Source organism: Magnetospirillum sp. XM-1, assembly GCF_001511835.1.
Classification (GTDB): Bacteria; Pseudomonadota; Alphaproteobacteria; order Rhodospirillales; family Magnetospirillaceae; genus Phaeospirillum.
In genome coordinates, this window is the sequence record NZ_LN997848.1 from 4,383,582 (window position 1) to 4,403,180 (window position 19,599).

General features: G+C 67.3%; 16 protein-coding genes. 10 read left to right on the forward strand and 6 right to left on the reverse strand.

Annotated features, from left to right (window positions below; genetic code table 11):
* Positions 1 to 141: 141 nt before the first annotated feature.
* Positions 142 to 1,785, forward strand: coding sequence for an ATP-binding protein (locus XM1_RS20065; protein WP_231920602.1), 1,644 nt, complete (start codon positions 142 to 144; stop codon positions 1,783 to 1,785).
* Positions 1,786 to 1,787: 2 nt separating this feature from the next.
* Complete coding sequence (locus XM1_RS20070) at positions 1,788 to 2,237, forward strand: response regulator (protein ID WP_304439545.1); 450 nt, start codon at positions 1,788 to 1,790, stop codon at positions 2,235 to 2,237.
* 23 nt (positions 2,238 to 2,260) lie between these two features.
* On the opposite strand, the gene XM1_RS20075 is transcribed toward XM1_RS20070, so the two are convergent.
* Entirely contained in the window at positions 2,261 to 3,052 is a 792-nt protein-coding gene (locus tag XM1_RS20075; protein ID WP_068436614.1) for an Hpt domain-containing protein, read from the reverse strand.
* A 181-nt stretch (positions 3,053 to 3,233) separates the two neighbouring features.
* On the opposite strand from XM1_RS20075, the gene XM1_RS20080 reads away from it, so the two are divergent.
* The 3 genes from XM1_RS20080 (at position 3,234) to XM1_RS20090 (ending at position 8,533) form a co-directional block, all read left to right on the forward strand.
* Entirely contained in the window at positions 3,234 to 5,771 is a 2,538-nt protein-coding gene (locus XM1_RS20080) for an EAL domain-containing protein (RefSeq protein WP_082700625.1), read from the forward strand.
* 72 nt (positions 5,772 to 5,843) lie between these two features.
* Positions 5,844 to 7,247 (forward strand): DegQ family serine endoprotease, encoded by a 1,404-nt coding sequence (locus XM1_RS20085; protein WP_068436617.1) that lies wholly within the window; start codon positions 5,844 to 5,846, stop codon positions 7,245 to 7,247.
* Complete coding sequence (locus XM1_RS20090) at positions 7,244 to 8,533, forward strand: replication-associated recombination protein A (RefSeq protein ID WP_068436619.1); 1,290 nt, start codon at positions 7,244 to 7,246, stop codon at positions 8,531 to 8,533. Before XM1_RS20085 ends, XM1_RS20090 begins: the two co-directional genes overlap by 4 nt.
* Positions 8,534 to 8,684: 151 nt before the next feature.
* On the opposite strand, the gene XM1_RS20095 is transcribed toward XM1_RS20090, so the two are convergent.
* From XM1_RS20095 to XM1_RS20110, 4 genes are all read right to left on the reverse strand, one after another.
* Positions 8,685 to 8,972 carry a GIY-YIG nuclease family protein gene (locus XM1_RS20095; RefSeq protein WP_068436621.1) on the reverse strand — a complete coding sequence of 96 codons (288 nt, stop codon included), beginning with the start codon at positions 8,970 to 8,972 and terminating at the stop codon, positions 8,685 to 8,687.
* An 87-nt stretch (positions 8,973 to 9,059) separates the two neighbouring features.
* A complete protein-coding gene (gene hpnJ, locus XM1_RS20100; protein ID WP_068436623.1) occupies positions 9,060 to 10,502 on the reverse strand; it encodes a hopanoid biosynthesis associated radical SAM protein HpnJ in 1,443 nt (480 codons plus the stop codon).
* Positions 10,503 to 10,505: 3 nt separating this feature from the next.
* Positions 10,506 to 11,654: a bacteriohopanetetrol glucosamine biosynthesis glycosyltransferase HpnI gene (gene hpnI, locus XM1_RS20105; protein ID WP_068436624.1), complete on the reverse strand. Its 1,149-nt coding sequence runs from the start codon at positions 11,652 to 11,654 to the stop codon at positions 10,506 to 10,508.
* A gap of 4 nt (positions 11,655 to 11,658) precedes the next feature.
* Entirely contained in the window at positions 11,659 to 12,267 is a 609-nt protein-coding gene (locus XM1_RS20110; protein WP_068436626.1) for an HpnM family protein, read from the reverse strand.
* Between the two features lie 178 nt (positions 12,268 to 12,445).
* Between XM1_RS20110 and XM1_RS20115 the strand changes: the two genes are divergently transcribed.
* A complete protein-coding gene (locus XM1_RS20115; protein WP_068436628.1) occupies positions 12,446 to 14,353 on the forward strand; it encodes a hypothetical protein in 1,908 nt (635 codons plus the stop codon).
* 63 nt (positions 14,354 to 14,416) lie between these two features.
* Here XM1_RS20115 and XM1_RS20120 read toward each other — a convergent pair whose 3' ends face one another.
* A complete protein-coding gene (locus XM1_RS20120) occupies positions 14,417 to 15,535 on the reverse strand; it encodes an Mrp/NBP35 family ATP-binding protein (protein ID WP_068436630.1) in 1,119 nt (372 codons plus the stop codon).
* A 221-nt stretch (positions 15,536 to 15,756) separates the two neighbouring features.
* Between XM1_RS20120 and hflK the strand changes: the two genes are divergently transcribed.
* The 4 genes from hflK to XM1_RS20140 all read left to right on the forward strand — a co-directional run bounded on the left by hflK (position 15,757) and on the right by XM1_RS20140 (position 19,574).
* Positions 15,757 to 16,890, forward strand: coding sequence for an FtsH protease activity modulator HflK (hflK, locus tag XM1_RS20125; protein WP_068436632.1), 1,134 nt, complete (start codon positions 15,757 to 15,759; stop codon positions 16,888 to 16,890).
* The gene (gene hflC, locus XM1_RS20130; protein ID WP_068436634.1) at positions 16,887 to 17,765 is read left to right on the forward strand and encodes a protease modulator HflC; all 879 of its coding nucleotides are present in this window, start codon (positions 16,887 to 16,889) and stop codon (positions 17,763 to 17,765) included. The genes hflK and hflC overlap by 4 nt, the downstream gene beginning before the upstream one ends.
* Positions 17,762 to 17,962, forward strand: a complete 201-nt coding sequence (locus tag XM1_RS20135; RefSeq protein WP_068436636.1) for a DUF2065 domain-containing protein — start codon at positions 17,762 to 17,764, stop codon at positions 17,960 to 17,962. Before hflC ends, XM1_RS20135 begins: the two co-directional genes overlap by 4 nt.
* 103 nt (positions 17,963 to 18,065) lie before the next feature.
* A complete protein-coding gene (locus tag XM1_RS20140) occupies positions 18,066 to 19,574 on the forward strand; it encodes a DegQ family serine endoprotease (RefSeq protein WP_068436637.1) in 1,509 nt (502 codons plus the stop codon).
* The last annotated feature ends 25 nt before the right edge of the window (positions 19,575 to 19,599 follow it).

A 19,599-nucleotide genomic window follows, 5' to 3' on the forward strand; every position in this document is an offset into this window, starting at 1 on the left:
GTCATCATGGGACTACACTGCCCGATGCATCCGATTGCGGTCAAGTCATAATACGTCGGCTATATTTGGACGTGTCGCATGCAAAGGGAATAAGCTAGACTCGCTTCAGACTACCACCGCCCGGAAATCCACGGATCGGCCATGTCCGCTGACGGCGCCAGCCAGCACCCTTCTCAAACCGACAGGCGGACGGTGACCTACAGGATCGTCATCACCATGACCCTGGCGGCCGTGGTCTGGATCGCCGTGTCGGCCTGGATATCGAGTTTCTACGGCGGCTATCGCGAGGCGCAATTGCGGGGCCAGGCCTCGGCCCTGGCGGTCTCGTCGGCCGGGGCGCTGACCAACGCGCTGAACCAGCGTCTGGCCCAGGTGCGCGGGCTGGCCGCCTTCGTCTCCGTCAAGGCCGCCGAGAACCAACCCGGCGAAATAGAACGGGAATTTCCGGTCTTCGCCGCCTCGTACCACCAGCAGGTTTCCGGCATCCGCAATATTTCGGTGGCTCCCGACTTCGTGGTCCGGCTGGTCTACCCCACCGATCCGGGCAACCTCAAGGTGATCGGCAACAACCTCGTCGAGGACAAGCGCCCCGGCTTCGCCGACGCGGTCCACAAGGCCATCCAGACCCGCGACCTGGTGGTCCACGAACCGGTGGAGATGATTCAGGGCGGAGCGGGGTTACTGGCCCGCCAGGCCGTCTTCGTCGGCGACCGCCCCTGGGGCGCGGTGGGCATGATCTTCACCATCGCGCCGATTCTGGAATCGAGCCGCATCGCGGTGCCGGTGGGCTATTCCTGGGGCCTGCGCACCGCCATGGGAAACCGTGTGGGCGGCGATTTGGGGACTTTCGACCGGCACCCCGTCTCGGTCCGCATCGACCTGCCCGACGGATACTGGGAATTCGCCCTGGCCCCGCTGGGCGGCTGGAAGAGCGCCGTGGACCGGGAAGCGGAAATGACCGCGCTCTATTTCGGGCTGCTGATCATCGGGGTGGGCATCCTCTGCCTGACCTGGATCGTGCTGCAGCGCCGCGAGACGCTGGAGCGGCTGGTGGAAAGCCGCACCCGCGCCCTGACCTCGGCCAATCGGGAGTTGGAGCGCTTCTCCTTCATCGTCGCCCACGACCTGCAGGAACCGCTGCGGTCGATCCTGTCCTTCGGCCAACTGGTCGAACGCGGCCTGTCCGAGCACCTGACGGCCGAGCAGCGCGGCTGGCTGGCCGGCCTGGGGACATCGGCGCGGCTGATGCGCAGCCTGCTGCATGACGTCCAGATCTATCTGGGCGAGAACGACGCGCCCCTGCCGCGGCGCCAGATCGACGCCGGCGAGGCGCTGTCCATCGCCAAGCGCAAGCTCGGCCCCCGTATACGGGAATCCGGCGCCGTCATCGAATCCGCCCCGCTGCCCACCGTATGGGCCGACCATCACCGCCTGGCCGAGGTCTTCGTGGCGCTGATCGGCAACGCCATCGAGTACCGCTCGCCCGACCGCCCTCCGGTGATCCGCCTGTCCACCCGCGACGAGGGCGCCTTCCAGGTCATCGAGGTCGCCGACAACGGGATCGGGATCGAGGAATCCTATTTCGACCGCATCTTCGAGGTGTTCCAGCGCCTTCATTCGCGCACCGCCCATCCCGGAACGGGAATGGGGCTGGCAATCGCCAAGAAGATGATGGAACATCTGGGCGGAACCATCCGGGTCCGCTCGTCCGTAGGCGAAGGCAGCACCTTCTCCCTAGTCCTGCCGATGACACCGCCCAAGTCCGCCAATATTCGATTGGAGTGATTGTGACTGAAGCCAGCGAGCAGCAATTCAAGGTCATGCTGGTCGAAGATGATCCGGGCGACGCCGGCCTGGTCAAGGCGGCTTTCGCCACCAGCCGCTTCACCTGCCGCATCGAGCACATTCACGACGGGGTCGAGGCCATGAAGCGTTTGCGCGCCCTGGCCCAGGAGGGGGCGTCGTCGCTGCCCGACCTGATCCTTCTCGACCTCAACATGCCGCGCAAGAGCGGGCACGAGGTCCTGGCCGAAATGAAGGCCGACGACGATCTCAAGGACCTGCCGGTGGTGGTGCTCACCACCTCGGACGCCGAGCGCGACGTGGCCGCCGCCTATCACAGCGGGGCGTCGGGCTTCGTCACCAAGCCGGTGGACGTGGACGCCCTGTTCGAATCCATCCAGGGCATCCTGGAATACTGGTTCGGCCTGATGCGGCTGCCGGCCAACCGGCCGTAAGCCGCCCCCTTCCGGCCCGCCCCTCAGATCAGGAACAGGTTGTCCAGCGCCTTGAACAGGTCGTCGGCGAAGCTGGCGCCCTTGAACAGCACCGGAATGCGCTTGGGCAGCAGCTTCAGGATGTCGTCGTCCTTGTCCAGGCTGGTGATCACCGCCAGCGGGATGTTGCGGGTGGACGGCATGGCCGACAGCGCCATGGCCAGATCGATGCCTTCCAGGTCGGGCATCATGGCCGAAATGATCACCAGATCGGGCTTGGTCTCCACCACCATGGCGAAGGCTCGGAGCGAATCGGCCATCAGCGAGACGCGGTAGCCGCATTGCTGCAATTCGCGCTCGACGAAGCGGGTCTGGGCGCCGTGCGGCATGACGAGGAGCACCTCGACATTGCGGATCTCGATGTCGCCCAGGTCGAAGCCCAGCTTGGCCGGGAGCGCGCGCACCAGGGCGGCGGGATCGGTGTCGGCGGCCTTGCCCTGGGCCAGGCGGACCATCAGGTCGAAATAGCCGGTCAGGTCGTCCCAAATGCGCGGCGGCGCCACCTCGGGGGTGTTGGCCAGATATTCCTCCAGCCGGTGGGCCACGGTGGCCAGACGGTGCATGGCGAAATTCGCCGCCTGCCCCCGGAACTGGACGGCGGCCCGGCGGCAATCGGTCACCAGCTTGCGGATGTCGCATCGCCCATTGCGGGCGGCATCCATCTCCACGTCCAGGGATTGCAGGGTTTCGGTCAGTTCATCGACGAATTCCAGCCGCAGCTGCTCGACGACTTCCTGGGCACTCCGGCCATGGTGACCATTCGCAGAATCCGACATTTATCCGAATCCGCCTTTCATTCACGGGAAACCAACCCGAACACCCGGACGCAGTCTAGCCGAGACGGCACGGTATGACCATGGTTTTACCGCGATCCATCGCCCCTGGAGAGTTGCGTCATCCGGCAAGTTGATGGACACTAAAAATCGGGCGCTTACCAATTGCAGAATCGAGATTTCCGTGTCCTCCGACCAGACCATCGACCGCATCGTACAGAAGACGCTGCTCAACTGTTCCCCGACATCCACCATTCTCGAAGCCGCGCAGACCATGGCGGCGGCCCATTGCTCCTCCATCGTGGTGGTCGATGACGGCAAGCCGGTCGGCATCTGGACGGAACGCGACGCCCTGGCCGTGGACCTCACCGATCCCCGGGCCTTCCAGCGCCCCATCGCCGAGGTGATGAGCGCCCCGGTCAAGACCATCCACTATCAGAGCACCATCGGCGACACCGGCATGCGCTTCAAGCTGGAGGGCGTGCGCCATTTCGTAGTGGTCGACGATTCCGGCGACGCCATGGGCATCGTCAGCCAGAGCGACGTCATCCTCGGCCACGGGGTCGAGCACTTCCTGGTACTGCGCCCGGTGCGCTCGGCCATCTCGCGGCCCATGGTCACCATCCCCGGCGGCGCCAGCCTGACCGAGGCGGTGAACCAGATGCACGCCGCCCGCGCCGACGCCGCCATCGTGCTGGGCGACGAGGCCACGCCGCCCGGCATCATCACCGAACGCGACGTGCTGCGCCTGATCGCCGGCGCCGGCGCCATTCCGCCCACGGTGGGCGAAGTGGCCAGCCGCCCCCTGCTGACCATCGCCGAGGACGATTCCCTGCTGGCGGCGCGCGCCATGCTCGAGCAGAAGGGCATCCGCCATATCGGCATCACCTCCGTCGCCACCGGCGAGTTGCTGGGCCTCTTGTCCTTCTCGGACATCCTGGCGACCCTGCAATACGAATACGTCCATCGCCTGGACGAGGCCTTAAGGGAGCGTGACGCCGCCCTGCTTCGTTCGCGCAAGGACCTGAACCTCGCCCGCAAGGTGATCGAGGCGTCGCTGGACGGCATCATGATCGTCGACGCCGAGCAGCGGATCGAGTTCGTCAATCCCGCCTTCACCCACATGACCGGCTACACCGCCGAGGAGATCATCGGCCAGAACCCCAAGGTCCTGAAGTCCGGCCACCACGACGAGGCGTTCTACAAGCACATGTACACGGTGCTGGCCACCCAGGATTACTGGCAGGGCGAGATCTGGAACCGCCGCAAGAACGGCGAGATCTATCCCGAGTGGCTGACCATCAACGTCATCCGCGACGACGCGGGCGAGATCACCCAGTACGCCGCCATCTTCAGCGACATCACCGAGCGCAAGAAGACCGAGGAGCGGATCAAGAACCTCGCCTATTTCGACGTGCTGACCGGCCTGCCCAACCGCCGGCTGTTCACCGACCGCCTGCAGATCGCCATCGCCAACGCCCACCGCCACGGCCACCAGCTGGCGATCATGTTCCTCGACCTGGACCTGTTCAAGCGCATCAACGATTCGCTCGGCCACGGCGTGGGCGATCAGGTGCTGGTGGAAACCGCGGCGCGCATCAGCCATTGCGTCCGCGAAGGCGACACCGTGGCGCGCCTGGGCGGCGACGAGTTCACCGTGCTGCTGCCCGAACTGGACCACCTGGAGGACGCCGCCAAGCTGGCCGAGCGGGTGATCAGCCACGTCAAGCAGCCCTTCATCGTCGACGAGCACGAGCTTTACGTCACCACCTCCATCGGCATCGCCGTCTATCCCGAGGACGGCGCCACCGTCGAGGTGCTGATCAAGAACGCCGACACCGCCATGTACCGGGCCAAGGATCTGGGCCGCAACAGCTTCCAGCTCTACACGGCCGCCATGAACGCCCGCTCGTTCGAGCGCCTGACCATGGAATCGGCGCTGCGCCACGCGCTTTTGCGCGATGAGTTCCGTCTGGTCTATCAGGTCAAGGTGGATTCCGAGGACGGCCGCATGTCCGGCGTCGAGGCGCTGGTGCGCTGGCACCATCCCGACATGGGCCTGGTGTCGCCGGTGGACTTCATCCCCCTGGCCGAAGCCATGGGGGTGATCTCGGACATCGGCGAATGGGTGCTGCGCACCGCGTGCCGCCAGTGCAAGCACTGGATCGACCTGGGCCTGCCGCCGGTGCGCATCGCCGTCAACGTCTCGGCCCAGCAATTCGTCGAGACCGACGTGCCCGAGGTGGTGGCCCGCGCGCTCGCCGAAACCGGCCTGCCGCCCCAGTATCTGGAACTGGAACTGACCGAGACGGTGCTGATGCAGCGGGTTGACGAGGTGGTGGGCGTCTTGAAGGCGCTGCGCGCCATGGGCGTGCGCATCTCCATCGACGATTTCGGCACCGGCTATTCCAGCCTCTCCTACCTGAAGCGCATGCCCATTGACGCGCTGAAGGTGGACCGCTCGTTCGTCAACGACATCTTCGACGATAATTCCAAGGTCACCGAGGACGGCGCCGAGATCGTCTCGACCATCATCAACCTGGCCCACAACCTGAAGCTCAAGGCCATCGCCGAGGGTGTCGAGACGCCGGAACAGGCCGAGTTCCTGCGCTCCAAGGGCTGCGACGAGGTCCAGGGCTATTTGATCAGCCGCCCGGTCTCGGGCGAGGACCTCATCAGCCTGTTCGACCGCAACCTGCTGCCCCAGGCCAAGGATTGCTGAACGGCGGGCAGGTGACGGAACGCCGGATGCCCCTATATAGTCGGGGCGTTTCTCCTGTTTGAGCGGGCTCCCATGACCATGTACCTCAAAGCCATTGCCGCCGCCCTGGTGATCATCGCCGCCGCGCCGGCGGTCGAGGCCCAGACCCAAATCGTGCCCACCTCGCGCGAGCAGGTAAGGCTGACCTTCGCGCCGGTGGCCCGCCAGGTGGCCCCCGCCGTGGTCAACATCTATACCAAGCGGGTGGTGCGCGCCGCCGCCTCGCCGCTGCTGGCCGATCCGTTCTTCCGCCGCTTCTTCGGCGACGTGCCGGGCATGAGCCAGGATCGGGTGCAGCGTTCGCTGGGCTCGGGCGTGATGATCGCCGCCGACGGCACGGTGGTCACCAACCACCACGTCATCAAGGACGCCGACGAGGTCACCGTGGTGCTGTCCGACCGCCGCGAGTTCGAGGCCCGCATCGTCGGCTCCGACGACCGCACCGATCTGGCGGTGCTCAAGATCGACGGCGGCAAGGAGAGCTTCCCCACCCTGGTCCTGGGCGATTCCGACGCCATCGAGGTGGGCGACGTGGTGCTGGCCATCGGCAATCCCTTCGGCGTCGGCCAGACCGTCACCCAGGGCATCGTCTCGGCCCTGGCGCGCACCAATGTGGGCGTCTCGGACGTCCAGAGCTTCATCCAGACCGACGCCGCCATCAATCCCGGCAATTCCGGCGGCGCCCTGGTGGACCTGCAGGGCCGCCTGATCGGCATCAACACCGCCATCTATTCCAAGGACGGCGGCTCCAACGGCATCGGCTTCGCCATTCCCACCGCCCTGGTGCGTCAGGTGGCCGCCTCCATCGCCAAGGGCGGCAAGGTGGTGCGGCCCTGGCTGGGAGCGTCGGGGCAGGCGGTGACCGCCGATCTGGCCCAGGCCCTGAAGCTGGCGCGCCCCATCGGCGTGCTGATCAACCATATCCACGGCGATTCGCCCGCCGCCCGCGGCGGCCTGATGGACGGCGACGTCATCGTGGCGGTGGAGGGCCGCGAGGTGGACGATCCCGAAGGCATGCGCTTCCGCCTCGCCACCCTGCCCATCGGCGGCGACGCCCGGCTCACCGTGCTGCGGAACGGGGCGGAGAAGGCCATCACCGTCCGGCTGGTGGCGCCGCCCGAGAACCCGCCCCGCGACAAGACGGAGATCGCCGGGCGCAATCCCTTCGCCGGATCCACCCTGGTCAATCTCAACCCGGCCCTGGCCGAGGAGATCGGCATCAATTCCGGCCTCACCGGCGTGATGATCTTCGCCATCAAGCGGGGCTCGGTGGCCGGACGCCTGGGGCTCCTGCCGGGCGACATGGTGCTGAAGATCAACGAGCGTCCCGTGGCCAGCGTCGCCGACGCCCGCAAGCTGCTGGGCGTCGAATCACCCCGCTGGGCCATCACCATCAAGCGCAACGGCGAGGTGATGAGCCTGGTCCTCGGCGGATGACCTCGCTGTTCGACAATCCGGCGGACCGCCCCCTGGCCGAGCAGTTGCGCCCGGCCAGCCTGGAGGAAGTGGTGGGCCAGGGCCATCTGCTGGCCCCCACCGCCCCGCTCGGCCGCATGCTGGCGGCGGGACGCCTGGCCTCGGTGATCCTGTGGGGGCCGCCGGGCTGCGGCAAGACCACCATCGCCCGGCTGCTGGCCGAGCGGGTCGGCCTGTATTTCGAGCCCCTCTCGGCGGTGTTTTCCGGCGTCGCCGACCTGCGCAAGGTGTTCGACGCGGCGGAAAAGCGCAAACAGACCGGTCGGTCGACCTTGCTGTTCGTGGACGAAATCCATCGCTTCAACCGGGCGCAGCAGGACGGCTTCCTGCCTTTCGTCGAGAACGGCACGGTGGTGCTGGTGGGCGCCACCACCGAGAATCCCTCGTTCGAGCTGAACGGCGCGCTGCTGTCGCGCTGTCAGGTGCTGGTACTGCACCGTCTGGACGACGCGGCGCTGGACCTTCTGCTGGCCCGCGCCGAGGGCGTGCTGGGCCGTCCCTTGCCGCTGGATACGGATGCGCGGGCCGCCATGCGGGCCATGGCCGACGGCGACGGCCGCTACCTGCTCAATCTGGCCGAGGATCTGGCGGCGCTGCCGCCCGAGCCGGTGCTCGACCCCGCGGGACTGGCGGGCGCGGTGCAGCGCCGGGCGCCTGCCTACGACAAGGACCGCGAGGGCCATTACAACCTGATCAGCGCGCTGCACAAGAGCTTGCGCGGCTCGGACACCGACGCGGCGCTCTATTGGATGGCCCGCATGCTGGAAGGGGGCGAGGACCCGCTGTTCATCGCACGCCGCCTGACCCGCTTCGCGGTCGAGGATATCGGGCTGGCCGATCCGGGCGCCGTCACCCAGGCCATCGCCGCCTGGGACGTCTTCGAACGCTTAGGCAGCCCCGAGGGCGAACTGGCCCTGGCCCAACTGGTGATCTATCTGGGCACGGCGCCCAAGTCCAACGCCGCCTACATGGCCTACAAGGCGGCGCGCAAGGCGGCCAAGACCACAGGCTCGCTGATGCCGCCCGCCCACATCCTCAACGCACCGACCAGGATGATGAAGGATCTGGGCTATTCCAAGGGCTACCAGTACGACCACGACGACCCGGACGGCTTCTCGGGCCAGAACTACTTCCCCGACGGCATGGAGCGTACGCGGTTCTACCGGCCCGTCGAGCGCGGCTTCGAGCGCGAGATCAGGAAACGCCTGGAATACTGGGACCGGCTGCGGACGAAAAAGGGAGGGTGAAGGGCGGGCACCTCCCATCGTCATGGCCGGGCTCGACCCGGCCATCCACGTGGAGCCGTTTGGTACCATGCCGGATGGATCTGCCTGGCTGCCCGGAACAAGTCCGGGCATGACAAGAGTGGAGAGGCGGCGGGTTTCCCGCTCGACGCAGCTAAGCCAGCCGCTCATACAGGTCGTCCCAATTGGGATTATCGGCCAGAATCAGCCTGATCTTCCACGCCCTGGGCCAGTGCTTGAGATTTTTCTCACGCTGAATGGCTATCCGAATGTCCTCGTGGCGCTCGGTATAGACCAGCCGTTTCAGGCCGTAGCGCTTGGTGAAGCCATCGGCCACCCCTTCGCGGTGCTCCCACGCTCTACGAGCAAGGTCGCTGGTCACGCCAATATAGAGCGTGCCATTCGGTCGGTTCGTGATGATGTAGACCCACCCGCCGTGCATGACGTGCACTATGCGGGCACAACCGTCTCGCGACAACCACGTGGATGGCCGGGTCAAGCCCGGCCATGACGAGGTTTATGGGAGCGATCAGCACTCCATCGGCTTGTCGCGGGTCCGCAGGAACTGGAAGAACTCGACGCCTTCGCGCAGGCGGCGCTTCATCATGTCCCAGTCCTGCAGCATCTCCCAGACGATCTCACCGATCTTGGCGGGGCGGAAGTAGAAGGCCTTGTAGAAGTCGGCCACGCCCTTGAAGATCTCCTCGCTGGTGAGGTCGGGATAGCTGAGCGCCGCCACCTGGTAGCCGCCGCCGCCGGTCTCCTTCATCAGCAGGTCCTTGTCCTTGTTGAACCAGCCGTTGGCGATGGCCTGCTCGTAAAGCTCGGTGCCCGGATAGGGCGCGGCCATGGAGACCTGCAGGGTCCGCGGGTTGACCTCCTTGGCGAAGGCCAGGGTCTGCTTGATGGTTTCCTTGGTCTCGCCCGGCAGGCCCAGGATGAAGGTGCCGTGCAGCACGATGCCCAGCTCGTGGCAATCCTTGGAGAAGCGCTTGATGATGTCGAGGCGCAGGCCCTTCCTGATGTTGTTCAGGATTTCCTGCACGCCGGATTCATAGCCGACCACCAGCACCCGCAGGCCGTTGGCCTTCAGGACCTCGAGGGTCTTGCGCGGAATGTTGGCCTTGGCGTTGCACGACCACGGCACGCCCAGATGGCCGATGCCCTTGGCGATCTCCTCGACCCGCTCCAGGTCGTCGGTGAAGGTGTCGTCGTCGAAGAAGAACTCGCGCACCTCGGGGAACATCTGGCGGGCCAGCTTCACTTCCTCGATGACGCTCTTGGCACTGCGCGCCCGGTAGACGCGGCCGCCGATGGTCTGCGGCCACAGGCAGAAGCTGCACTTCGACTTGCAGCCGCGTCCCGTATAGAACGCCATGTAGGGATGGCGGATATAGCCGATGAAGTAGTCGTCGGGGTTGAGGTCGCGGCGATAGACCGGCCCCACATAGGGCAGGGCGTCCATGTCGTGGATCAGCGCCCGGTCCTTGGTGTGGACCGGTTTGCCGTCGGGGCCGCGGAAGGTCAGGCCGTCGATCTCGGCGAAGGGCTTGCCCTCGGCCACCTCGACGATGGTGTAGTCGAATTCGTGCCGCGCCACGAAGTCCACCGCGTCCGACGTCATCAGGGCCTGTTCCGGCACCGTCGCCACGTGGGCGCCGACCATGCCGACCATGATGTTGGGATTGGCGGCCTTGAACGCCTCGGCCACCTTGCACTCGGAGGCGTAGGTGGCGGCGCTGGCGTAGATCACCAGCAGCTCGTAATCCTTGGCCAGCTTCAGGCAGTCGTCCAGGGTCTTGCCCGAGGCCGGCGCGTCCACCAGCTTGGAGTCCGGTACCATGGCCGCCGGCTGGGCCAGCCAGGTGGGATACCAGTTGGACTTGATCTCGCGCTTCGCCTGGAAACGGGCGCCGGCGCCGCCGTCATAACCTTCGAAGGAGGGCGGATTGAGGAATAGCGACTTCTTCATGTCTTAAGAGCCTTCAACCTGATCAAGTGTGCCGTCGGCACGGACGGCGAATCGCCGGCCACGCCATACCACAGTCCGTCCGCTACATGCGACAACATAGACGACGAACGACAGAATTTCCCTCAAGGCCAGAAGGCCGAAACCCGCCTTGGGCAGGCCCAGCGCCTGCTCTTCCACCCGGACCGCCCACAGCCGGCAAAGCCCCGCCAGACCCAGCGCCGCCAGGGACGGAAGCCACGCCACGCCCGCCAGCACCGCCAGGAGGGCAAGGACCACCGGCTGGGTGATCACCGACGCCATGTAGGAAGCCCGGTCCACCGCCGCAATGGTCCGGCCCCAACGAATCTCGTGATCGAGCAAAGTTTTCAAGTCGGGCTCGTGCACGGTGATGTCCACCGGCCGGGCCGCCAGCTCGATCTCCAGGCCCTGGTCGCGGGCCATCTTGCCCAGCACCCAGTCGTCGGCCAGCACCTGGGACAGGGCGGCCAGTCCGCCGCCCTTCTCCAACACCTCGCGGCGCACCGCCATGGTGGCGCCGAAACAGCCGTCCTTGCGCCCGATGGCGCGGGCCAGCACGGCGCCGGGCAGGAAACCGTGATTGATGCCCATGGCGCCCAGCGCGCTCCACAGGCCTGGCACCGGACGGCCCACGTAGAGGCAGGTCACCACGCCCACCTTGGAATCGGCGAACGGCGCGGCCAGATCGGCCAGGTAATGGGGGCCGACGCGGATGTCGCTGTCGGCGATGGCGATCAGGTCGTGACGGACCCGGGGCCACATGTTCAGAAGGTTGCCGACCTTGAGGTTGAGGCCGTGACGGGTAGCGTCGGCCACCGCCTCGATCTCCACGCCGGGCAGGTCGCGGGGCAGGCCGTCCACCACCGCCAGCGCCGGATCGACCGGATCGGCCACCCCGAACACCATCTGGAAGGCGGGATAATCCTGGCGCAGGCAGGACTCCAGATTCTCCGCCATGCCGGGCTCGGCCCCGCACAGCGGCTTCATGACCGAAACCGGCGGCCGGATCGCGGCGACGGGCTTGGGCGCCCGCTGAAAGCGGCGGACCAGCAGGGCCGAGGCCACCTGGAACAGGCAGCCGGCCACCGCCAGCGCGATCAGGGCCAAGGACAGCCCCTGCCCGACGGAGATCATGGCGCTACTTGTCCAGGCCGGCCGTCTGCTTCTCGATGGTCTCGATCAGCCCGGAAAAGCCCTTGGCGCGGAAGATCGAGCCGAATTCCGAGCGGCGCACCGCCACCTGGCTGACCGTGCCCTCGAACAGCACGTCGACGATGCGCCACTGCCCCTGGTCCTGGCGCATGACGTAGTCGATCTGGGTGGGATCGCCGTTCTTGGGCACCAGCCACGAGGAGACGATCACGTTGCCGCCCGTGGACGGGCGCTGTTCGCCCACGTCGAAGCGTTCGCCGTTCCACTCGTTGAACTGGGCGGCGTAGGTGCCGACGGAAAAGGCGGTGTAGGCCTCGGCCAGCCGGGCCGCCTCTTCCGGCGACAGCTTGGCGGCGGCGGTGCCGAGCGTGCTCTTGGTCATGGAGGCCATGTCATAGGCCTCGATCACCGCCGGGCGGATCTTGTCGGCGCGCCCCTTGTAGCCCAGCTTGGGGCCACTTTTCATGTTTTCCAGCAGACGGTCGCTGAAGGTGCGGATGACCGCCTCGGGCCCCGCTCCCTGCGCCGAGGCGGGAATCGCCAGACCGGCCATGAGCAACAGCGCCAACACCGACGCGGCGAAAAGCGAACGCATGCGATCGTCTCCACAAAGACCGGGGCGCTCCCGATTGGAGCGCCCGCCGGTTTCCTGCCATACCATATTGTCCCCATGGGAGCCAGAGCCACCCCGTGCCGCCCCAGGGTTGAAGCCCCCGACTGGACAGGCCATCTCCACTTATGGAATTCTACTTAGGGGATTTAGGGACAATGCAATGGTCCTAGCGAGCCTTTGGGCCGCCATCAAGCAACGGTTCAGACCGGCGCCGGGCAAGGGGGAAGAAGCCTCCGCCGCCGCTCCCCGCCCCCGCGCCTCCCAGCCGTCCCGCCCCCAGACCGGCTTCCTCGACCCCGATTCCTTCGCCCGCACCCTGCTCGACGCCTCCAACGCCGCCAAGGGCGACGACCATCGTCTCCACGTCTTCTCGCTGACCGATTTCCGTCAGGCGGTGGGCTCGAAATGGGGCAAGCTCAGCGGCCTGCTGGAGGTGGCGGGCGACGCCATCATCCGCCGCCACGTGGACCTGTCCAAGGATGTCATCACCCGCCTGGACGCCGAAATCGCCTGCCTGTCCATGCCGGCGGCGTCCAGGCAGGAAACCCGGGCGCGGGTCGCCTCCATCGCCGCCGACCTGTCCACCTACCTGTTCGGCGACGCCATGATCAACGGACGGCGCCCCCAGGTGGTGGCCGCCAACATGGCGGCCCGGGACGCGGTGACCGACGAGGGCACCCTGGACCACGAGGCCATCCGCAAGGCCGTGGCCAAGGCCGGGGCGGCGCTCTCGGCCGAATCCTCCGGGCTTTCCGCCCCCCATCGCGCCACCCTGGCGGCCATGCTGCCGCCCGAGGAGGCGGCGAAACTGACGCCCCAGCCCGCCAAGGGCGCCGCCTACGCCATCAGCGGCGGCGACAAGCCCTACCGCATCGACGAATCCTCGGTGCCCAAATGGGTGACCGAGGAGCCGAAGAAACGCGCCAGCGACCAGCCCCTGCCCACCTTCCGGATCGAGGGCGGCCAGGGCGGCGCCGACGCGGCCCGTGCGAGCCTGTCCATGGAAGGCGGCTCCTTAAGCGGCGCCGACGCGCCCAGGACGGTGCTGACGGTAGAAGGCCGCAGCCTGCACGGCGCCGACGCCCCGCGCGAAGTGATGCGCCTGGACGGCACGGCCAGGGGGGGCAACGGCGAGGTCATGCGCGTGGAGGGGGGCGGCCTTCACGGCGCCGACGCGCCGCGCGACATCATGCGCATGGACGGCCCCTCCCTGTCGGGCGCCGACGCCCCGCGCGAGGTCATGCGGGTGGAGGGGCGCGAGGGCAAGGGCGCCGACTGGCTGGAAGAGCAACTGGAACTCCAGGCCGAGGCCGGCCTGGCCTCGGACCATCATCTGTCGCCGGAATCCAGCCTGACCCTGGTGTGGACCCCCACCTGGGTGGCCACCAAGCGGGCGGTCGGCGCCTTCCACGCCAAGGTCATCCGGGTCGACAAGGAGGGCGCGCCGCCGCTGGAAGGGGCCTACGCCTACGCCGACGCCGCCCCCATCGAATCGCTGACCATGGACCGCTTCGTCGCCACCCAGGCCGCCTACGAGCTGAAGGACCTGTTCTACGGCCGCCACAAGGCGGGCATCACCGTGCCGTTCCATTGGATGAGCCTGGCGCCGCGCTGGCGCGACTGCATCCGCATTCCCTTTGAAAGCTGTCCGGCCCAGGCGCTGCGCAAGCACCTGAAGATCGAGATCTTCGGGCTGTCGCCGCTGATCCCGCCCCACGTGATCGCCCGGCTGTTCCAGCCGCTCGAAAAGCTGGACTGCACCCTGATGGCCCGCCTGCCTTTGTCGGCGCCGGGCATGGTCAAGGCGCTGAAGGGGGTCAAGGCCATCGGCATCGATCTGGCCCAGCTGACGCCGGAGGAAAAGACCGGCGACGCCGAATTGCTGGGGCGCATGGAACGCTTCCGCGACGTCGCCCACAAATCGGGAATGGCCTGCTATGTCTGGGGCATCCGCCGCCGTCCGCTGATCACCGAGGTGATCAAGGCGGGATTTTCCCTGGTCAACGGCCCGGGCGTGATGACCGACCTCGCCCGCCCCCGCGTGCCTTCGGCCGGGGTGGGGGAATGAAATGCGGGCGAGACGCCCGCGCTCCGTGAGATATCGGAGCGCGGGCGTCTCGCCCGCTTTTGCCTACTCCATCACGATCCTGGGGCCCTTGCGGCCGCCCTGCAGCACCTGGACCTTGTCCCAGATCCTGGACGCGATCTCCATGTAGGCCTTGGCGTGGGGCGAGTTGGGCTTGGAGATGACGATGGGCTCGCCGGCGTCCGCCGTCTGGCGGATGGCGATGTCCAAGGGCACCTCGCCCAGGAAGTCGGCGGACAGGCGGGCGGCTTCCGCCTTGGCGCCGCCATGGCCGAAGATGTGGGCCTCGTCGCCGCACTTGGGGCAGATGTAATAGCTCATGTTCTCGATGATGCCCAAGACCGGCACGTCCACCTTGCGGAACATGTTGAGGCCCTTGGTGGCGTCGAGCAGGGCGATGTCCTGCGGCGTCGACACGATCACCGCGCCGGTCAGCGGCACGCGCTGGGTCATGGTCAGCTGGGTGTCACCGGTGCCGGGCGGCATGTCGATGATCATCACGTCCAGCTCGCCCCAATGGACGTCGCGCAGCAGCTGCTCCAGCGCGCCCATCACCATGGGGCCGCGCCAGATGATGGGCGAGTCCTCGGGCACCAGGAAGCCCATGGACATGCACTTCACGCCGTAATTCTCCATGGGCATCATGGTCTGGCCGTCGGGGCTGACCGGCTCGCCGGTGATGCCCAGCATGCGCGGCATGCTTGGCCCGAAGATGTCGGCGTCGAACAGCCCGACCTTGAGGCCCATGCGCGACAGCGCCATGGCGATGTTGGTGGCCGTGGTGGACTTGCCCACGCCGCCCTTGCCGGACGCGACGGCGACGATGGCCTTCACATGGGGGAGCAGCGGCTTTTCCGCCTGATGGCCATGGCCGTGGCCGCCCTGGGGGGCGCCCTTGGGGCCGCCCTGGGTGTTGCGCTCGGCGGTCAGCACCGCCGACACCGACACCACGCCCGCCAGATCGTGCACCGCCTTTTCGGCCGCCTTGCGCAGGGGCTCCAGATGGGGGCCGCGGCTCGGCTCCACCTCTATGGCGAAAGCCACATGGCCGTTCTTCACCACCAGGCCCGACACCATGCCGAGACTGACGATGTCCGCCTTGCGGTCGGGGTCAATGACCCGGCTCAGCGCCTGGATGATCTGCTGTTCGGTGACCTCGGCCATGCTGTCCTCTTCGCTGTAAAGACATACCAAATTAGTTGGTTATGCGCCGACGAAGCGCACAAGCATCTCCTCATATAGGGGCCCCGGCGGCGTTTGCAAAGCCGATTCCCTCCGCCGACTCTATATTGAAAACCGGTAATGTGGATGGCGTCGCGTTGCGCAAGGCGGAATCCTGCCCTATGTTCCCCAGGAACGTTGGGAATTGAACGAAGGGAAACCTCATGGCTTGGAATCCTCGTGGCGGCGGCGGCGGCGGCCCGTGGGGCGGCGGCGGCGGCGGCGGTGGCCCCTGGGGCAATGGCGGCGGCAACCGTCCGGGCGGCGGTAACGGCGGCGGCTTCGGCGGCGGACCCGATCTCGAGGATTTCATCCGCAAGGGCCAGGAAAGGCTGCGCCGCGCCATGCCGGGCGGACCCGGCGGCGCCGGCGGCACGCGGGGCATCATCGCCCTGGCGGCGCTGGCCGTGGCGTTCTGGGGCTTTTCCGGCATCTATAAGGTCAGCCCCGACGAACAGGGCGTGGTGATGCGCTTCGGCAAGTGGGTGGACACCACCGAGCCGGGGCTGCACTACCGCCTGCCCTATCCCATCGAGACGGTGCTGCTGCCCAAGGTGACCAAGGTCAACCAGCTGCTGCTGGGCTCGCGCATCGGCGGCGACCTGCGCGGCGGCGGCCGGGCCACCGACGAGAGCCGCATGCTGACCGGCGACGAGAACATCGTCGAGGCGGAAGCCGCCGTGTTCTGGCGTATCAAGGACGCCGGCAAGTACCTGTTCGCGGTCAAGGACCCCGAACTGACCGTCAAGGTGGCCGCCGAAAGCGCGCTGCGCGAGGTGATCGGCCGCAATCCCATCCAGGCGGCGCTGTCCGACAAGCGCGAGCAGATCGCCATCCAGACCCAGGAGGAGCTGCAGCGCCTGCTCGACGCCTACGGCGCCGGCATCCACGTCCAGCAGGTCCAGTTGCAGAAGGTCGACCCGCCGGCGGCGGTGATCGACGCCTTCAACGACGTGCAGCGCGCCCGCGCCGACCAGGAGCGCGCCCGCAACGAGGCGGAAGCCTACCGCAACGACATCATTCCCAGGGCGCGCGGCGAGGCCGAGCGGCTGGTGCAGGAGGCGCAGGCCTACCGCGAGCAGGTGGTGGATCTGGCCCAGGGCGACGCCAAGCGCTTCCTGGCGCTCTACGGTTCCTACAAGCAGGCCGAGGACGTCACGGCGCGGCGCCTCTACATCGAGACCATGGAGGAAATCCTGAAGGGAGCGACCAAGGTGGTCATCGATCCCTCGGCCAAGGGATTGGTGCCCTACCTGCCCCTGCCCGAGCTGAAGAAGCAGTCGGGAGGCGCCAAATGAGCCGCTCCCTCGTCTTTTCCGCCATCGCCGGCGCCATCCTGGTGGTGCTGGCGGCGTCGTCGCTGTTCATCGTCAACCAGGCCGAGCAGGCGCTGGTGCTCCGTTTCGGCGCGCACCGCGCCACCATCAAGGAGCCCGGCCTGCACGCCAAGCTGCCCTTCATCGAGGACGTGGTGCGCTACGACAACCGCCTCCTCGCCCTCGACCCGCCCGACGAGCAGATCATCCTGGGCGACCAGAAGCGCATCGTGGTCGATACCTTCACCCGCTACCGCATCGCCGATCCGCTGAAGTTCTATCAGGCGGTGCGCACCGAGGTGCAGGCCCGCACCCAGATGACCCAGATCGTCTCGTCGGCCATGCGCCGGGTGATGGGCCAGGTGATGCTGCCCTCCATCCTGTCGGAGGAACGCGCCAAGATCATGGAGCAGATCCAGCAGGAGGTGGCCGAGCGCTCCTTGCGCGAACTGGGCATCCAGGTGGTGGACGTGCGGCTGCGCCGCGCCGACCTGCCCGAGGAGACCAGCCAGTCCATCTACGACCGCATGAAGTCCGAGCGCGAGCGCCAGGCCAAGGAAGCCCGCGCCCAGGGCTACGAGTGGAGCCAGCAGATCCGCGCCCGCGCCGACCGCGAACGCACCGTGCTGTTGGCCGAGGCCCAGCGCAACGCCCAGATCGAACGCGGCCAGGGCGACGCCGAGGCCAACCGCATCTTCGCCGAGGCGTTCGGCAAGGACCCGCAGTTCTTTACCCTGTACCGTTCGCTGCAGGCCTATCGGACGGCGTTGGGCGACGGCAGCACCACCCTGGTTCTGTCGCCGGACAACGAGTTCCTGAAGGCGTTCGGCAACGGCCCCGGCCGCCGGGGTCAATGACCGACCTGTTGACCGCCCTGGCGCTGGTCCTCGTCATCGAGGGCCTCGCCTGGGCGGCCTTCCCCGAGGCCATGAGGCGGATGATGGCCCAGGTTATGGTCATGCCACCCGACCTGCTGCGCGGAATCGGGCTGTTCATGGCCATCCTCGGCCTGGGCGGCGCGTGGCTGGTCCGTTCGGCCATCGTCGCGCCATAGTTGAGCATCATGATGTCGGCCGCTTGCCAGCCGGTCTGGCGCGGATAATATCCATATCGTCCCCGCATGGTGGGGACGACGTCCATCCGGAGGATCTTCTCCAGTGTTCATCGCACGACGTGACAAATCCCTTGCCGCCGCCCGCCTCATGGTTGGCGCACTGGCGATCGTCGCCCTGCTGCTGCCCGGTCTGGCCGCCGCGGCCGCTCCGCCCGGTGGTTTCGCCGACCTGGCCGAACGGCTGCTGCCCGCCGTGGTCAACATCTCGACCACCCAGACGCTGAAGGGCAACCAGGGCGGCCCCGAAATGCCGCAATTCCCCCCCGGCTCGCCGCTCGAGGAATTCTTCAAGGAATTCATGGAGCGCCAGCAGGGTGCCAGGCCGGACGCACCGGCGCGCAAGGCGACCTCGCTGGGCTCGGGCTTCATCATCGACGCCGCCGGCTACATCGTCACCAACAACCACGTCATCGCCGACGCCGACGAGATCAGCGTCAAGCTGCATGACGACACGGTGTTCCAGGCCACCCTGGTGGGCCGCGACCCCAAGGTCGACCTGGCGCTGCTGAAGATCGAACCCGGCAAGAAGCCGCTGACCCCCGTCCCCTTCGGCAATTCCGACGAGGCCCGCGTGGGCGACTGGGTGCTGGCCATCGGCAATCCCTTCGGCTTCGGCGGCACCGTCACGGCCGGAATCGTCTCGGCCCGGGCCCGCGACATCAACGCCGGCCCCTATGACGACTTCCTGCAGACCGACGCCGCCATCAACCGCGGCAATTCCGGCGGCCCCATGTTCAACATGCGCGGCGAAGTGATCGGCATCAACTCGGCCATCATCTCGCCGTCGGGCGGCTCCATCGGCATCGGCTTCGCCGTGCCGGCCTCGCTGGCGGTGCCGGTGCTGGACGACCTTCGCAAGTTCGGCAAGGTGCGCCGCGGCTGGCTGGGCATCCGCATCCAGTCGCTCGATTCCGACATGGCCGAGAACATCGGTCTGCCCGACCAGAAGGGCGCCCTGGTGGCCAAGGTCGATCCCAACGGCCCCGGCGTCAAGGCGGGGCTGAAGGACGGCGACGTGGTGCTGAAGTTCGACGGCAAGGACATCACCGAGATGCGCCGCCTGCCCCGCTACGTGGCCTCGACCCCCATCGGCAAGAAGGTGGAAGTGGTCATCTGGCGCGACGGCAAGCGCCAGACCATCACGGCCGCCGTGGGCGAGATGCCCGAGGACCCGGCCGAGCAGCAGGTCAAGGGCAAGCCCGAGGCGCCCAAGCCCCAGGCGGGCAAGGAAGGCGTGCTGGCCATTCCCGGCGCCGGCCTGACCGTCTCGTCGCTGACGCCGGCGCTGCGCGAACGCTTCGGCGTGGACGACGAGGCCAAGGGCGTCATCGTCACCGAGGTCAAGCCCGACGGCCCGGCCGCCGAAAAGGGCATGCGCCCCGGCGACCTGATCATCGAGGCCGACCACAAGCCGGTACGCTCGCCCGCCGACTTGGCCAAGCAGATCGAGGACGGCCGCAAGGCCGGCGCCAAATCGCTGCTACTGCGCGTCGAGAACCCCCAGCAGCTGCGCTACATCGCTCTGCCGCTGGCCGAGGGTAAGAAGAAGTAGGCCCGGCGACGGGCTGAACGGACAA

What these genes read in the sequence shown, in the direction of transcription:
- hflK (WP_068436632.1), top strand. Translation starts at nt 15,757, where the DNA reads ATGGCTTGGAATCCTCGTGGCGGCGGCGGCGGCGGCCCGTGGGGCGGC.
- XM1_RS20065 (WP_231920602.1), top strand. Translation starts at nt 142, where the DNA reads ATGTCCGCTGACGGCGCCAGCCAGCACCCTTCTCAAACCGACAGGCGG.
- XM1_RS20075 (WP_068436614.1), bottom strand. Translation starts at nt 3,052, where the DNA reads ATGTCGGATTCTGCGAATGGTCACCATGGCCGGAGTGCCCAGGAAGTC.
- XM1_RS20090 (WP_068436619.1), top strand. Translation starts at nt 7,244, where the DNA reads ATGACCTCGCTGTTCGACAATCCGGCGGACCGCCCCCTGGCCGAGCAG.
- XM1_RS20095 (WP_068436621.1), bottom strand. Translation starts at nt 8,972, where the DNA reads ATGCACGGCGGGTGGGTCTACATCATCACGAACCGACCGAATGGCACG.
- hpnI (WP_068436624.1), bottom strand. Translation starts at nt 11,654, where the DNA reads ATGATCTCCGTCGGGCAGGGGCTGTCCTTGGCCCTGATCGCGCTGGCG.
- hflC (WP_068436634.1), top strand. Translation starts at nt 16,887, where the DNA reads ATGAGCCGCTCCCTCGTCTTTTCCGCCATCGCCGGCGCCATCCTGGTG.
- XM1_RS20110 (WP_068436626.1), bottom strand. Translation starts at nt 12,267, where the DNA reads ATGCGTTCGCTTTTCGCCGCGTCGGTGTTGGCGCTGTTGCTCATGGCC.
- XM1_RS20085 (WP_068436617.1), top strand. Translation starts at nt 5,844, where the DNA reads ATGACCATGTACCTCAAAGCCATTGCCGCCGCCCTGGTGATCATCGCC.
- hpnJ (WP_068436623.1), bottom strand. Translation starts at nt 10,502, where the DNA reads ATGAAGAAGTCGCTATTCCTCAATCCGCCCTCCTTCGAAGGTTATGAC.
- XM1_RS20120 (WP_068436630.1), bottom strand. Translation starts at nt 15,535, where the DNA reads ATGGCCGAGGTCACCGAACAGCAGATCATCCAGGCGCTGAGCCGGGTC.
- XM1_RS20115 (WP_068436628.1), top strand. Translation starts at nt 12,446, where the DNA reads ATGGTCCTAGCGAGCCTTTGGGCCGCCATCAAGCAACGGTTCAGACCG.
- XM1_RS20135 (WP_068436636.1), top strand. Translation starts at nt 17,762, where the DNA reads ATGACCGACCTGTTGACCGCCCTGGCGCTGGTCCTCGTCATCGAGGGC.